The 13720-nt window shown below is 58.8% G+C and carries 11 protein-coding genes; 7 read left to right on the top strand and 4 right to left on the bottom strand.

What is annotated here, in order from left to right:
* The first annotated feature begins 3 nt into the window (after window positions 1-3).
* From QMK51_RS10855 to QMK51_RS10845, 3 genes are all read left to right on the top strand, one after another.
* On the top strand, window positions 4-306 hold the full coding sequence (locus tag QMK51_RS10855; RefSeq protein WP_320394020.1) for a hypothetical protein: 303 nt from the start codon (window positions 4-6) through the stop codon (window positions 304-306).
* Between the two features lie 185 nt (window positions 307-491).
* Complete coding sequence (locus QMK51_RS10850) at window positions 492-746, top strand: hypothetical protein (protein ID WP_320394501.1); 255 nt, start codon at window positions 492-494, stop codon at window positions 744-746.
* A gap of 299 nt (window positions 747-1045) precedes the next feature.
* The gene (locus tag QMK51_RS10845) at window positions 1046-2914 is read left to right on the top strand and encodes an ATP-binding protein (protein ID WP_320394019.1); all 1869 of its coding nucleotides are present in this window, start codon (window positions 1046-1048) and stop codon (window positions 2912-2914) included.
* Between the two features lie 532 nt (window positions 2915-3446).
* Here QMK51_RS10845 and QMK51_RS10840 read toward each other — a convergent pair.
* The 4 genes from QMK51_RS10840 to QMK51_RS10825 form a co-directional block, all read right to left on the bottom strand.
* Window positions 3447-4517 (bottom strand): lipocalin-like domain-containing protein, encoded by a 1071-nt coding sequence (locus QMK51_RS10840; RefSeq protein ID WP_320394018.1) that lies wholly within the window; start codon window positions 4515-4517, stop codon window positions 3447-3449.
* Complete coding sequence (locus tag QMK51_RS10835; RefSeq protein WP_320394500.1) at window positions 4507-6978, bottom strand: ABC transporter permease; 2472 nt, start codon at window positions 6976-6978, stop codon at window positions 4507-4509. Before QMK51_RS10835 ends, QMK51_RS10840 begins: the two co-directional genes overlap by 11 nt.
* 1 nt (window position 6979) lies before the next feature.
* Window positions 6980-7648 (bottom strand): ABC transporter ATP-binding protein, encoded by a 669-nt coding sequence (locus QMK51_RS10830; protein WP_258700091.1) that lies wholly within the window; start codon window positions 7646-7648, stop codon window positions 6980-6982.
* Window positions 7649-7829: 181 nt separating this feature from the next.
* Window positions 7830-9527, bottom strand: coding sequence for a sulfatase-like hydrolase/transferase (locus QMK51_RS10825; protein ID WP_320394017.1), 1698 nt, complete (start codon window positions 9525-9527; stop codon window positions 7830-7832).
* 397 nt (window positions 9528-9924) lie between these two features.
* On the opposite strand from QMK51_RS10825, the gene QMK51_RS10820 reads away from it, so the two are divergent.
* Genes QMK51_RS10820 through QMK51_RS10805 form a run of 4 tightly spaced genes read left to right on the top strand, consistent with a single transcriptional unit; the run spans window position 9925 to window position 13720 of the window.
* Complete coding sequence (locus QMK51_RS10820) at window positions 9925-11277, top strand: UDP-glucose/GDP-mannose dehydrogenase family protein (protein ID WP_320394016.1); 1353 nt, start codon at window positions 9925-9927, stop codon at window positions 11275-11277.
* Window positions 11274-12332, top strand: coding sequence for an NAD-dependent epimerase (locus QMK51_RS10815; protein WP_320394015.1), 1059 nt, complete (start codon window positions 11274-11276; stop codon window positions 12330-12332). The genes QMK51_RS10820 and QMK51_RS10815 overlap by 4 nt, the downstream gene beginning before the upstream one ends.
* Window positions 12329-13075 (top strand): sugar transferase, encoded by a 747-nt coding sequence (locus QMK51_RS10810; RefSeq protein WP_320394014.1) that lies wholly within the window; start codon window positions 12329-12331, stop codon window positions 13073-13075. The genes QMK51_RS10815 and QMK51_RS10810 overlap by 4 nt, the downstream gene beginning before the upstream one ends.
* Entirely contained in the window at window positions 13076-13720 is a 645-nt protein-coding gene (locus QMK51_RS10805; RefSeq protein ID WP_320394013.1) for a CpsD/CapB family tyrosine-protein kinase, read from the top strand.

Below are 13720 nucleotides of genomic sequence, written 5' to 3'. Positions count from 1 at the left end.
TTCGTGATTGGTAATCTGCCCTTTGCCCCTGAAACAGGGTTCGGTATCCAAATGAAACTCAAAAGTATTTTCACAAACGAAACGGAATACTTCAGCATCGGACTCGAAGAAACGTCCGGCAAGTTCTACCTGTCAATCCCGGTCAGCAACCGCCTCGTCGACTACGAGGAGCACAACGAAATCCCAAAAGCGTGCTTCGACCGGTATCTGGAAAAACCAGATAGCGCATTGGAGTTCGTCGAGCAATGTCGAAATCAACGAATGGACCACTTGCTCATGATCAAGCCCGGTAGCGACCGGTTTTGACAGACCGAACACGATCAAGGCATGCAAATGCCGCTTTGCGGCTCCGTTGATTCAGGAGCTTCACGATGAAAAAATTTCCACCCGACTCCCTCGATCCCATTGAACTCAGCCAAGCCACCCAACGCGCCGTCAGCGCCCGCCTCCGCAACCCCAAAAATCCTGACCCCATCAGCCCGACTCGATACATGCCGATTACCAGCATCGACTGCACGATCCCTTCCCTGCTGATCGACACCGAAGCACCTGTCGACGTGTTGCACGACACGGCCGCGTATCGCACTCGCAGCGTGACTCAACTGTTGGAAGCGCTGTCCCTGGGCGAGTCGTCTGGTGGTGATGCTGCGCTGTTGCAAGCGTTTGCGCGGGTGATGGCCATCCCGTTGCGGGACGGCTGCGATTTGCTGGATGTGGTGGGTCGGCGGTTGCGGGCGCAGATTTAACCCAGCCAATAAAAATGGGCGACTCCGGGGTCGCCCATTTTTATATCTGAAACTTTTAAGCACCGGCTCCCACATTTATGCACGCAGCATTTCGCAAGAATCTGCTAAAACACCGTCTGTAAACTTCTGATCAATCCAAAACACTGACTCAACATCGTGATCACAGAAAGGCCAGAAAACTGGCTCTTTGGTCAAGTAACTTCCTCACCGTCATCACTTGAAAACAGTGAAGAACAAAACAATGGTTTTCAGCCAGCCTTCAATCTATTCTTGGGCTTGCAGTATGGAGGCTGTAACACATGTTCAAATTCAAACGTAAAACATGGGCTTTACTCTTGGTCTACATCGTAGGTGTCAGTGGCTACATCTACTACCTCTACGTCGAGACTCAAGAAGTCCTCACTGAAAAAATCAATAACACATTGCTGCACGCCGCGCTGGGCACTTCGGCCATCCTCGGCGACCGCTACCATGACAATCTGATCGACAAGCAGTCCAAATCGGAAGCGGAAGACTGGAATTCCATTCAGCGGCTCTCCAGGTTCAACGAGTCCATGGGCACCGCCTTTGTCTACAGTGTGGTCAAACGTGCTGGAGAAGCTTATCTGGTCAGCTCCAGCGCATCGAAAAAAGAAATTCAGGAGAAGAATTTCGTACGTTTTTTCGATCCTTATCCGGATGCCAGTCAGGCTTTGCTCGACAGTTTTGGGCGCACCGAGCCCACCTGGATCGATTACTCGGATCATTGGGGAGATTTTCGCGCCGTCTTCATCCCAATGAAATCGCAGGACGGTACGGTTTATGTGACTGGCGCGGAGATTACGTTGGCGGACTACTACCACCAACTTAATCAGGACTCCCTGCACCATATCATCCTTGCCATTCTGGTCTTTCTCGCCCTCAGCCTTTTACGCATGCGTGCTCATCTCCAGCAATTGCAAATAAACGAACAGGTATTGAATCAGGCAAAAAATGCCGCCGAGGACGCTGATCGTTCAAAAACCAGATTTTTGGCCACCATGAGTCATGAAATCCGCACCCCCATGTACGGTGTCATCGGCGCGACCGAATTGCTGGCCCGGTCCACCCTGAACTCCGAGCAAAGCCGTCTGCTAAAAACGATTCATACCAGCGGACGAACCCTGCTGTCTCTTATCGACAACATTCTCGATCTTGCAAAAATCGAAGCGGGAAAACTTGAGTTGAAACCTCGTGTTTTCGAAGTGAGAGCACTGGTTTCTTCCAGTATTGAAATGATCCGGCAAAACGTTCAGGACAAGCCAATAGTGCTTGAGGTCAAGGTCTCACCGGACGTACCGCCCTTGGTCAAAACCGATACCGATTGCCTTCGCCAGATATTGCTCAATTTGTTGGGCAATGCGGTCAAATTCACCGAAACCGGAAAAGTATCGCTCATAGTCACGACGAGCGGTTACGGCCCTCAAGCCCGACTCGACTTCTCCATACGCGATACCGGCATCGGTATCCCCTTGGCGCGGCAAGACAGCCTGTTCAAGCCCTTTGTTCAGTTTAAAGGGCCGGCCACTCAACGCTTCACCGGGAGTGGGCTCGGTCTTTCAATCTGCAAGAATCTGGTCGAGGCGCAGCAGGGGACTTTATCCTTTACCAGTCAGCCTGGCGTTGGATCGACGTTCTCCTTCTCACTCCCCATGGAGCTTTTTTCAGTCTCGGAGATACCCATCGGGGACGATCATGCCGCGGTGGGTTTCGACTCATCTTTTGCCGAGGACTGCCCGTTCGATATCCTGCTGGTGGAAAACCATCCCGTGAGTCAGAAAGTTGCCATGGCGATGTTACAAGAGTTGGGTTATGCACCCGATCTTGCGTCAGATGGCCAGGAGGCGGTCAATCAGTGTATGACGTCGACTCCAGATCTCATTTTTATGGATATCAACATGCCTGTTATGGATGGGTTGGCGGCCATCCGTAAAATCCGCAAGCTACCATTGGGCGATACTTGCTACATCGTTGCGTTCACCGCGAGCGCTTTTTCAAGCGAGATAGAGCGCTTCAGGGCCGCCGGTGCCAATGACATTTTAACCAAGCCGGCAAACTTTCAGGCCTTGACCCGAGTGCTTCAGCGAGCATCCAACTACCGGCAGCAGCACCAGACCAGCACTCGGGCAGTGGATGCAATTCCAAGTTAACGCCAGAATCTGGCTGTTGGTGGCGTAAACCGTATCCTGACCCGGATCGGCTCCATCATCCAATAAAAATGGGCGACTCCAGGGTCGCCCATTCTTATATCCGAAACTTTTAAACAATCCCCCCAAAGAAGGTGTTCGCCCAGTGTAATGGCCTGGCAATCCATGCACCGGTAAAGAGCCCTGACACCGGGCGAACGGGAAGGATTTTAATAGAATTTGGCAGATATGTCCTCATGTATAAACATGAAATTTATGCACGTAATACTTCGTAAGAATTTTCTAACACAACGCCTACAAACTTCTTAAGCTGACCAGTTCGACCATTAAAACTGATTATTCTTATACAACCATCTGCACGAGAACAATCAATCCGTACAAGTAATGATCAGTTTGGATGCTAGCTGGTCACTTTCAACTTATCTATACAGGTCAACACAACACTGCGCCCTGCTTTCAAATCTTTCAATTTCGTCGGGCTCCCGTGAATAGGCTTCATTACGAACGAAAACAGCGTGGCGCCGAGAGTTCCGGGTCAATACCCGGTCATCTCCAGATAGCCCTGCCCCCCATGACTGCCAGTCAGTCGCACCGGCCCTTCCCAATAGGGAATGCGCAAGTTCATCCAGGCCTTGGGGTTGAGGGCGTCGATGGTGATATCGAGGTGTTTGTCGGGGATTTTGATCGACCAGCTCACGGGCATCGAACGACCGGCCACGTCGGCGGTGTCTTGGGGTATGAGGCTGATGTCGTCGGCGTGCAATAACTGCGTCTGCCCTTGGGCGTCGATCCAGGTGCCGGTGAGGTATGGCGCGCCTTCCTTTTGCCGCATGCGGTAGAGCATGACCTGCTCGCCGCTGTCCAGGTGCAGGGAAAACCAGTCCCAACCGGTCTGGTTGCCGGTCAGGGGTTGGCTGCTCCACTCACGGTCGAGCCAGGCCGGGCCACTGACCGTGTAGGTTTTGCCGTCGATTTCCAGGGTGCCGCGGGCCTGGAAAAATGGCTGGCTGTAGTAGTACGACGCCTGGCCCTGTTCGGATTTCTGGCTGAAGCCTTTGTCTCCTTGCAGCACCAGTGGCCGAGTTGTGGTCAGTCTAAGCTGGTAGCTGAACGCCTTGTCGCGGGCGCTGAGTTGCAGGTCCGCCAACGGGTTTTCATCGGTAGCCTGGCTGCTGAAACGCCAATCGTCGATCCATGCATTGAAGGGTGCCAGGCTCACGCCGGCCTGGCCGACGCCACCTCGGGCGTAGCGTTCGGCGGCATGGTGCACCGTGGTGGAAGTCACAGCCGAATGGCCCAGCCAAATAGTCTGATTGCCCCAGCCGGGTTGCTCGGGAACTGCTTTCAGGGCACTGCGGAACAGCGTCCATTGCACGCCGAACTCATGGCCCTGAGCGTCCTTGAGATTGGCGGTGATGTACCACCATTCGATGCGAAAGCCATCGTGGGAGCCATGGTCCGCCGGAAAGCTGAACGCCCGCCCGGGCACCACCGGGGTAAATGCGGCGGCCTGATGGCCGAGGCCGGCGAAGCCTTTTTCCGGCGCAGGCGTGTTGTCGCATCCGCTCAGCAGCGCCAGCAACAACACGCCGAGTTTAATCTTCATGAGCAAACGTCCTCAGCAGATCCGCCGGTTGCGTGCGATACAGCGAGTACAACGGCCACGCCGAGGCGAGCAATGTGGCGAGTAACGCCAGGCCCATCAACTGCAACAGTTGCAACGGAAACACCCGCAACGGCAAGCGCCAGCCGAAGGCCTGAACGTTGATCACCGTGTCCAGGCACCACGCCAACGCGATGCCTAACGGCAATGCCAGCACCAGCGTCAGCACCGCCAGCAACCAGGTTTGCCCAAGGTTGAGCAGCATCAACTGCCGCCGCGTCACGCCCAGCGCCCACAGCGGCGCGAGTTGTCCGAGGCGGCTCTGGCTCTGGGTCAGCAAGCTGATGAACAGCGCCACGCCCGCAACGCAAAGGGTCAGGCTGTTGAGCGCGGCGGTGGCGGCAAAGGTGCGCTCGAACACTTGCGTGGACCAGCCCTTGAGCCGGGCCTGATCGACGATGCGGCTGTCATCCAGGGCGAAGCGCGCTTGCAGTGCGCTCAGAAACCCTGGGATCGACGCAGGGTCGATGCGCAGGTTGAAACGGCTGGGTGTCAGTTGCGGCCAGCCGCGCAGCAGATGATTGATGTTGACCAGCAGGTGGCCCTTGGGATTGCCGTAGTCGGCGTAGATCCCGACGATCCGTGGCGACCATGGGCCATTGGGCGTGGCAATCGTCAGGTGCTCACCGAGCCGCACCTTCAACCGCCGCGCCAGTTGCTCGCTGAGCATCAGCGCGTCGTCCTTGGCCAGTCGCTCCCAAGGGTTGTCACCCAAGGCTTCCAGCAGCGGCCAGTGCTGGCGATAGGTCGGGTGATCGATCACGCCAAAGACGTCCGCCGGCCAGCCCTGCAACTGGATCGACACTTGCCAGTTCGGTAGCACCGCGGTGATTTGGGGTTGTTGTTTGAGCCAGGTGTGCAGTTCTCGGGCCTGGGCGGGATTTTGCGGATTGAGGTACAGCTCGGCAGTCAGGCGCTGTTCGAGCCAGTTGTTGAACGTCTGACGGAAACCGGCGGTCATGCTGCCGGCGCCGATGTTCGCCGCCAGCGCCAACAACAGCGCCATCAAGGCCAGACTCAGGGCCGGCAGTTGCTGGCGGCAATCGGCGAGAAACCATTGGCCCAGCACGGAACGACTGTACCGAAGCACCCGGTCAAGCACGCTATTCAACACCACCGGCAAGGCCAGTGCGGCGCCGATCAACAACGCGGCCATCAACACGAAGCCGCTGCTCAGGCTGTCGCCCAGGATCAACGCCCACAACGCGATTACCGCAGCTATTGCGGCGACCCAACCCTGGCGCCGCAACCAGCGCGCGTGGGCCTGATGCCAGGCTTGCGGATTGGCCAGCGCCAGCAACGGCAAACGCGCCGCTCGCAGCAAACTGTTGGCACCGGCCAGCAACGCGCCGAACAGGCTCAGGCCGATACCGCTGAACCACCACAACGGACTGAGGCTCAACTGGCCCGGTACTTCGGCGCCGTACAAACCGCGCAAACTGGCGGCGACGTCCGGCAACAACACGCTGGCCAGCAGGTAGCCGCTGACGACGCCGGCGATACCACCGATCAGCGCCAGGCCACCCAGCTCGACGGTGAGACAGGTCATCAACATGCGTGCACTGACGCCACAGGCGCGCAGGGTTCTGAGCAAGCCTCGGCGCTGCTCCAGCGCCAGACCGATTGCCGCGTGAACGATGAACAGGCCGACCACGAACGATAGAAAGCCCAAGGCATCGAGGTTCAGGTGGAAGCTCTCGGTCAGGCGCGCGAGGTTGTTTTCCTGGTCACTGGTTTTGAGCTGGAGTTGGCCCTTGAATTCATCAGGCAGGGTCGCGGTGAAATCCTTGGGTAGCAGCAGGCGCGACAGTTGATCGGGCAGCTGCAGAATCTGCTGGGCGAAGCCGATGTCCACCAGCAACACACCGGGCGCCATGTCAGGCTGGGCACGCAGTGGCGGCAAGGTGATTGCGCTCTGGGCCATCGGTGTTTCGCCTTCGTGCAAGCCCAACGCCTGCAAAGTTTGCGGCGATATCCAGGTGCTGCCCGGTGGGGTGAAAAACTCGACGATCTGCTCGATCGGCAATGACCGCCCGGCCACTGCGGAACCGCTGGGCAACGACACCGGCTCAATGCCCATCAACTGCAAGCGCTGGTCTTCATGGCCCTTGAGCGTCACCCGGCCTTGCAATACTGGCGATACCGGCCAACCCGCACGACGCAGGTCGACAAACACTTGCTGAGAAAACACTCCGCCGCCGGGCGCACTGAGGCTGGCCTGGGGTTCGCCACCGATCAATTGACTGGCCCGTGCATAGCTTTCTCGCGCCTGGCTGTTCAGCGCCTGTACGCCGGTCAACAGGCTGGTGGCGAGCCAGAGCCCGGTCAGCACACTGAAAAATTGCACCGGGTGCTGCCGCCAATGGCTGAGCAGCGCCCGTAGCGTCTCGCGAAAAACCCGCACCTCAGCGCTCGTCCGCGCCAGCCAGGCGGCCACCGTGCAGCACCACTTTGTCCGCCAGCCGCGCGGCAACCCGTGGGCTGTGAGTGACCATCAACAAGGTCGTGGGGCTGTCGTCGAGCAGCTCCAGCAACAGCTTCAACACCTCATCGCTGGTGGCTTCATCGAGGCTGCCGGTGGGCTCGTCGGCAAGCAGCAGTTTGGGTTGCGAGGCCAGCGCACGGCCCAACGCGACCCGTTGCTGTTGCCCGCCGGACAACTGCTCCGGATAGCGCAGTAGCAGGTCCGCCAACCCGAGACGTTGCACTAGATGCGCCTGCCAACGCGGATCGTGGCGCCCGGCCAAACGCGCCTGAAACGCCAGATTATCCTCGACCCGCAAACTGCCGATCAGGTTGAACTGCTGGAACACCAGGCCGATTTCGGTCCGGCGCCAGTTGGCCAATTGGCCTTCGTTCATCTGCTCCAGCCGATGCTCGCCACTGCGAATGCTGCCGCGATCGACCTTGTCCAGGCCGGCGATCAGGTGCAGCAAGGTGCTCTTGCCACTGCCCGACTCGCCCATCAGCGCCAGGCTGCTGCCGGGTTTCAAGGTGAGGTCGACACCTTGCAGTACCGGTAATGGGCCTTGGGGGGTGGCGTAGCTTTTGAAGACGCCCTGGACCGAAAGCATGAGGGAAGGCTCGTTGGAGGCAATGGGCCTAGGATAGCGGACGGCAGCGGCACCGCGTTATCGTTCTTCGCGGGCAAGCCCGCTCCCACAGGGGGCGATGGTGTACGAAAGATTTGCGTGCACCTCAATCACCTGTGGGAGCGGGCTTGCTCGCGAAGAGGCCACTCAATCGCTCAAAATCTCACTGCCCCACCGCCACACTCGGCACCACCTGCCCCGGCGTCACAATGCTGTTCAAATCAATGTACTTCCACGCAGGCACAGCGCCGAGCCGCGCATTGAACCGATAGTTAAACGTGAAATCGTCCACCGTCGGCACACTCAACGGTTTGCCATACACCGCCTCGATCCCCGCCAGGTCATAGCCCATCAACTGCAGCAACGTCGGGAAGATGTTGTAGTGACTGGAGCGATCCTTGTTGGCCGGCAACTGCGCCTGCCAGTCCAGGGTCTTCAAATCGCTGCCCGAAATCACCACCAACGGCACCACCCCCTCCTCCTCCACCGGTTCACTGCCGCAGTGAGTGTTGAGCCCGGGGTTACCGCGCTCATGCAGGTCCTGTCCATGGTCCGAGGTGTAGATCAGCAGCGCATTGCGCAAATCCGTCTGCGCGAAAACCCGTGCGAAGAACTCGCCGACATTCCACAGCACGGTATTTTTGTAGGCATTGCGGTACAGCACCCAATCATCCGGCTGGCCGTTGAAGCCATCGCGTTTGCCCGTGTCCGCCACCTCGACAAACTGCCCACGGGGCAACGCCGGCTGGTAGGCCATAAAGGCATCCGGGTACTTGTCGTGCACTGGAAAATGCGCGCCGACCTTGTTGATCACCACCAGTTCCGGTTTGCCGTCGTTGAGCAGGTCGATCAGCTTGGCGGCCGCTGCCATGTCGCGGTCGCGCACGCCGGTCTGGTCGAATTGCACGAACTCGTCGATGTCCTGCTTCTCGGCATTGTTCATCAGGTTCTGCAAGTTGCCGCCAGTGCGCTGGGCGTCGATGTAAACCGTGCGCAGCCCGGCCTTTTTCGCGTACTGCCAGATCGACGGCAGCGTGGTGTTGATCCGCATGTAATCGGTGCGAGTGCCGCCATAGCGCAGGGTGACGTTGGTGTCGGCACTGCAATTGGCGATGGACGCGGCGTAGCCATAATTGAAGATGTCCACACCCGGGTGCGGCTCCTTGAGGTTGCTGTGCACACCGAACGGCGTGTTGATGTCCAGGTAATTGCCGGAAATGCTCTCGTCGATGATCAGCACGATGTCGTAGCCCACGGGCTGATCGATGCGCGCCAGGTTCACCGGTTCACGCGGGCCGACGGTGTTGTGCAGCGCTTCATAGGTAAACAGATTCAGATAGGCCAACGGCGTGTACATGATCGGCAAGCCACGGGCGCCCTCGCCGGCCCGCACGAACAGCACCGCGCTGAGCAACAACACCCCGAGCACCGGCGCCGCCACCAACAGCGCCCCTGGCAACGGCAACCGTCGACGCGGCTTGAGCCCGATCCCCAACAGCAACAACAAGCCACTGACCATCGCGCTGATGATCGCATCGCGGTACTGGTAAGCCGCTTCCTGGATGAACCCGCCGGAATACACCAGCGACACAAAACTGCTGTAAGTCAGGTAACTGGCGGTCACGTGCGTGTAGACGTCAAAGAAAACCGCCGAGCCAAACATCGCCAACGCGAACAAATGACGGATCAGCGTCTGGCGGATGTACGCGGTCATGAACAGCGCGATCGTCAGCACCACGAACATCCCGCCATACAGCAGCATCGGGATTCCGATGCCCAGTGCATCGAGACGATCGAGGTAATAGTCGTAACTCTTGAGTAGATACAGAACCAGCAACAGTTCCTTGAGGTATCGGATCATGGTGGTGCAGTACCTCCATGGCTGCCATTAGCCAATGGAAACCAATGATTGTCAGCCATTTTCTGACACTAGCACTAAGCCATCGAAGCGCAAGAAATGCCGGTTTTTTGCCAAAAGCGTCAAAAAAATGCTGCCTCAAATCTGACACGCTGAAGTGCCTGTAACCCTTGTAATACAAGCCTTGCGACCGCTTATCGTTTTCTTGAAACCCTCAGCGAGCCCTCAAAACCGCGACAAATCCAGCAACGGCAAGCACTTGATAGCAAATAGCCCGTGAAATCAGGGTTTCCGACCCGCGCTACCCGTCATTTTGCTGACACGCTTTCCCACGGCTGGGCTATACCCCTTTTGACAGTCTCATTTCAGTTACATCCACCGTCTTACGAGGCACGCCAATATGGACGTGAGCGTATTTGGTACCGGCTACGTCGGCCTTATACAAGCCGCAGCATTGGCTGATGTCGGACATCGCGTCCTGTGCGTGGATATTGACTCCAACAAGATCAGACAACTGCAGCAAGCCGTGCCTCCGATCAGCGAACCGGGACTGTCCAGCACCCTGGAAGACAACATCAAAGCCGGTCGTCTGCTCTTCACCACTCAGGCCAGCGACGCGGTCGAGCATGCCGAGCTGATTTTCATCGCGGTAGGTACCCCCGCCGATGAAGACGGTTCCGCCGACCTCAGCCATGTACTGAATGTAGCCCGGCAGATCGCCTGTCTCATGGAGTCCGATCGCACCCTGATCATCAAGTCCACCGTGCCGGTGGGCACTGCGGATCAAGTCGCGAGCGCCGCCAACGAAGCACTGCAACGCCGAGGCAAAGGTGCGTTGAACGTGCGGGTGGTGTCCAACCCGGAGTTTCTCAAGGAAGGCAGCGCCCTGGCCGATTGCATGCGTCCGGACCGGATCATCGTCGGCACCAATGACGATGAAGCACGCAACCAGTTGAGCGAACTCTATGCGCCGTTCTGCCGCAACCGGGAAAAGCTCATGTTCATGGACAACCGCAGTGCCGAGCTGACCAAGTACGCGGCCAATGCGATGCTCGCCACGCGCATCAGTTTCATGAACGAACTGGCCAACCTCACCGAGCTGTTGGGGGCTGACATCGAAGCGGTGCGTAAAGGCATCGGCTCGGACCCACGCATCGGTTACCACTTTATCTACCCCGGCTGCGGCTTCGGCGGCTCATGCTTCCCCAAGGACTTGCGCGCCCTGCTGCACACCGCCGAACACAACGGCATGCCATTGCGTCTGTTGCGCAGCGTCACCGACGTGAACGACAGCCAACGGCACATTCTGATCAGCAAACTGAAGGCGCAATTCCCCAACGGGCTGGCCGGCCAGTCCATCGCGATCTGGGGCCTGGCTTTCAAACCCAATACCGATGACATGCGCGAAGCCCCCAGCCGTTACCTGATGGAGGCGCTGTGGGCCGAAGGCGCGAGCGTGCAGGCTTACGATCCGGAAGCCATGTCCGAGTGCCGGCGCATTTACGGCTACCGCAATGACCTTCACCTGTGCGCCACCCGCGACGACACCCTGGAAGATGCCGACGCGCTGGTGATCTGCACCGAATGGAAAAACTTCCGTGTGGTGGACTTCGACCTGCTGGCGAGCAAACTGCGCGCGCGGGTGATCGTCGACGGCCGCAACCTTTACAACCCGGAACACGCGGCGGCGGCTGGTTTGCACTACAGCGGCATCGGGCTTCGGCACATCGCTCCCGAGGCACCACGATCATGAAGATACTCGTCACTGGAGCGGCCGGATTCATTGGTGCCCATTGTGTGTTGCGGCTGTTGCGTGACGGGCATCAGGTGTGCGGGCTGGACAACTTCAATGATTACTACGACCCGCAACTCAAACACGATCGCGTGGATTGGGTGCGCGAGCAGGTCGGCGACTTCCCCCTCGCGAAAATCGACCTGGCCGATGCCCAGGCCCTCGACGCACTGTTTGTGTGTGAACAACCGGAAGTGGTGATTCACCTCGCGGCCCAGGCCGGGGTGCGGCACTCCCTGGAAAATCCCCGGGCCTACCTCGACAGCAATTTGAGCGGGTTCCTGAATATCCTCGAAAGCTGCCGTCACCACCCGGTCAAGCACTTGATCTATGCCTCGTCCAGTTCGGTGTACGGCGCCAACCAGCACACGCCTTACTCGGTCAAGGACAACGTCGACCACCCGTTGTCGCTGTACGCCGCGACCAAAAAAGCCAACGAGTCGATGGCCCACAGCTACAGCCATCTGTTCGGCATTCCCTGCACCGGTTTGCGTTTTTTCACTGTGTACGGGCCTTGGGGCCGGCCCGACATGTCGCCGATCCAGTTCGCCCGGGCGATTGCCGAAGGGCAGCCGCTGAAGCTGTTCAACTACGGCCAGCACCAGCGGGACTTCACCTACATCGACGACATCATCGAGAGCATCGCCCGCCTGCTCGAACGTGCCCCCCAAGCGGCACCGGACTGGAACCGCGAGCAACCGGACCCGGCCAGCAGCATGGCGCCGTGGCGCATTTACAACATTGGCGGACAGCAGCCAATAGCGCTCAAGGACTACCTGGCGCTGCTGGAAAAACACCTCGGACAAAAAGCCCTCGTCGAGTTGCTGCCCCTGCAACCGGGTGATGTGCTCAACACCTGCGCCGATGCCAGCGATCTGGCGCAAGCCACCGGTTTCCAGCCACGGATCGAGCTGGATGAAGGACTCGGACGATTCATCGCCTGGTTCCGTGACTACTACCCACTGCGCAGCGCCCACTCGCCACTCATGGCCGGGCTTCAGCGGAGGACTCTATGACTGGACATGAAAAAGGCGTGTTGCTCGATCACATGCAGCGTGACAACCGCCTGGACCCCGAGCACCGAATGCGCCTCGACAAGGCGATCCACATGCAGGGTCGCGGCTGGGTGACCGGCCGCAACGGCGGTCGCCCCTGGACCCTGTCACGAACCAACCGAGTGTTCGCATGCCTCGGTGCACTGGTGATTTTGCTGCTGATCTCCCCAGTGCTGCTGGTTCTGGCGCTGGTGATCAAATTCAGCAGCCCGGGGCCGGTGATGTTCGTGCAACGACGCACCGGCTATCGCGGCCGCATGTTCGGCATGTACAAGTTCCGCACCATGGTGGCCAACGCCGAGGAGCTCAAGGAGTCCCTGCGACATCTGAACAAGCACGGCGCCGACGCCATCGACTTCAAGATCGACGACGACCCGCGGATTACCCCCATCGGCGGCTTCCTGCGGCGCAGCAGCCTCGATGAGTTACCGAACCTGATCAATGTGGTGAGCGGCGACATGCGTTTGGTGGGCCCGCGGCCAACCTCGTTCAACGCCCGTCGTTACAAGGACAGCCACCTTGCACGCCTGAGCATCTACCCCGGTATGACCGGCCTGTGGCAGATCTCCGGGCGCAGCAATATCGACTTCGACCAGCGCGTTGAGTTGGACCTCACCTACATCGCCGAGCAGAGCCTGTTGCTTGATCTGAAGATTCTGTTGAAAACCCCCTTCATCGTATTCAACGGCCACGGAGCGAGTTAAATGGACGGTTCATCGAACAAAAGCCTGACCATCGCCAGCCCGAGCGAGTCCAACCTGACCTCGACCGTGCTCGACCTGGATCTGCGTATCCTCTTTCTGACCGCCGCCAACACAGGCGCCGGCACCACCACCAGCGCCGTGGCGCTGGCCAGCCAACTGGCGTCAATGAGCAGCGGCCAAGTGCTGCTGGTGGACGCCAGCCAGTCGGAGAGCAACCTCACGCAACAGCTGGGGCTGAGCAAAGAGCGCGGCTTTCGCGACCTGTTGTTCAACGACTCCCCGCCGCTGCTGCAGGATTGCCTGGTGAATGTCTCCAGCCTGCCCTTCCACATCTTGCCGAACGGGCGGCACATCCGCGGCGCCGAACACCTGACGACCGAACAGCTGAGCCCGTTGCTCAAACAACTGGGCAGTCTGTATCGCTTCGTGGTGATCGACGGCGACGCGGTCTATGCAGCCGTCGATACCTTGGTCATCAGCACCCTGGTGGACGGCGTGATCATGGTGGTTCGCGCCGAAGACACCCGTTGGGAAGTGGCCCAGGCCGCGGTCCAGCGCCTGACCCAGGCCGGCGCGAAACTGGTGGGCAGCGTCTTCAATCGACGCAAGTACTACATGCCCAAATGGCTCTACAAAAACCTGTAA

Source organism: Pseudomonas sp. P9_31 (genome assembly GCF_034008235.1).
Classification (GTDB): Bacteria; Pseudomonadota; Gammaproteobacteria; order Pseudomonadales; family Pseudomonadaceae; genus Aquipseudomonas.
Note: the sequence above shows the minus strand (reverse complement) of the source record. Positions and strands in the feature narration are given on the sequence as shown.

Bases quoted from the DNA above. Each gene is read 5' to 3' on its own strand.
- QMK51_RS10845 (WP_320394019.1), top strand. From the start codon at position 1,046: ATGTTCAAATTCAAACGTAAAACATGGGCTTTACTCTTGGTCTACATC.
- QMK51_RS10850 (WP_320394501.1), top strand. From the start codon at position 492: ATGCCGATTACCAGCATCGACTGCACGATCCCTTCCCTGCTGATCGAC.
- QMK51_RS10820 (WP_320394016.1), top strand. From the start codon at position 9,925: ATGGACGTGAGCGTATTTGGTACCGGCTACGTCGGCCTTATACAAGCC.
- QMK51_RS10815 (WP_320394015.1), top strand. From the start codon at position 11,274: ATGAAGATACTCGTCACTGGAGCGGCCGGATTCATTGGTGCCCATTGT.
- QMK51_RS10840 (WP_320394018.1), bottom strand. From the start codon at position 4,517: ATGAAGATTAAACTCGGCGTGTTGTTGCTGGCGCTGCTGAGCGGATGC.
- QMK51_RS10805 (WP_320394013.1), top strand. From the start codon at position 13,076: ATGGACGGTTCATCGAACAAAAGCCTGACCATCGCCAGCCCGAGCGAG.
- QMK51_RS10830 (WP_258700091.1), bottom strand. From the start codon at position 7,648: ATGCTTTCGGTCCAGGGCGTCTTCAAAAGCTACGCCACCCCCCAAGGC.
- QMK51_RS10810 (WP_320394014.1), top strand. From the start codon at position 12,329: ATGACTGGACATGAAAAAGGCGTGTTGCTCGATCACATGCAGCGTGAC.
- QMK51_RS10825 (WP_320394017.1), bottom strand. From the start codon at position 9,527: ATGATCCGATACCTCAAGGAACTGTTGCTGGTTCTGTATCTACTCAAG.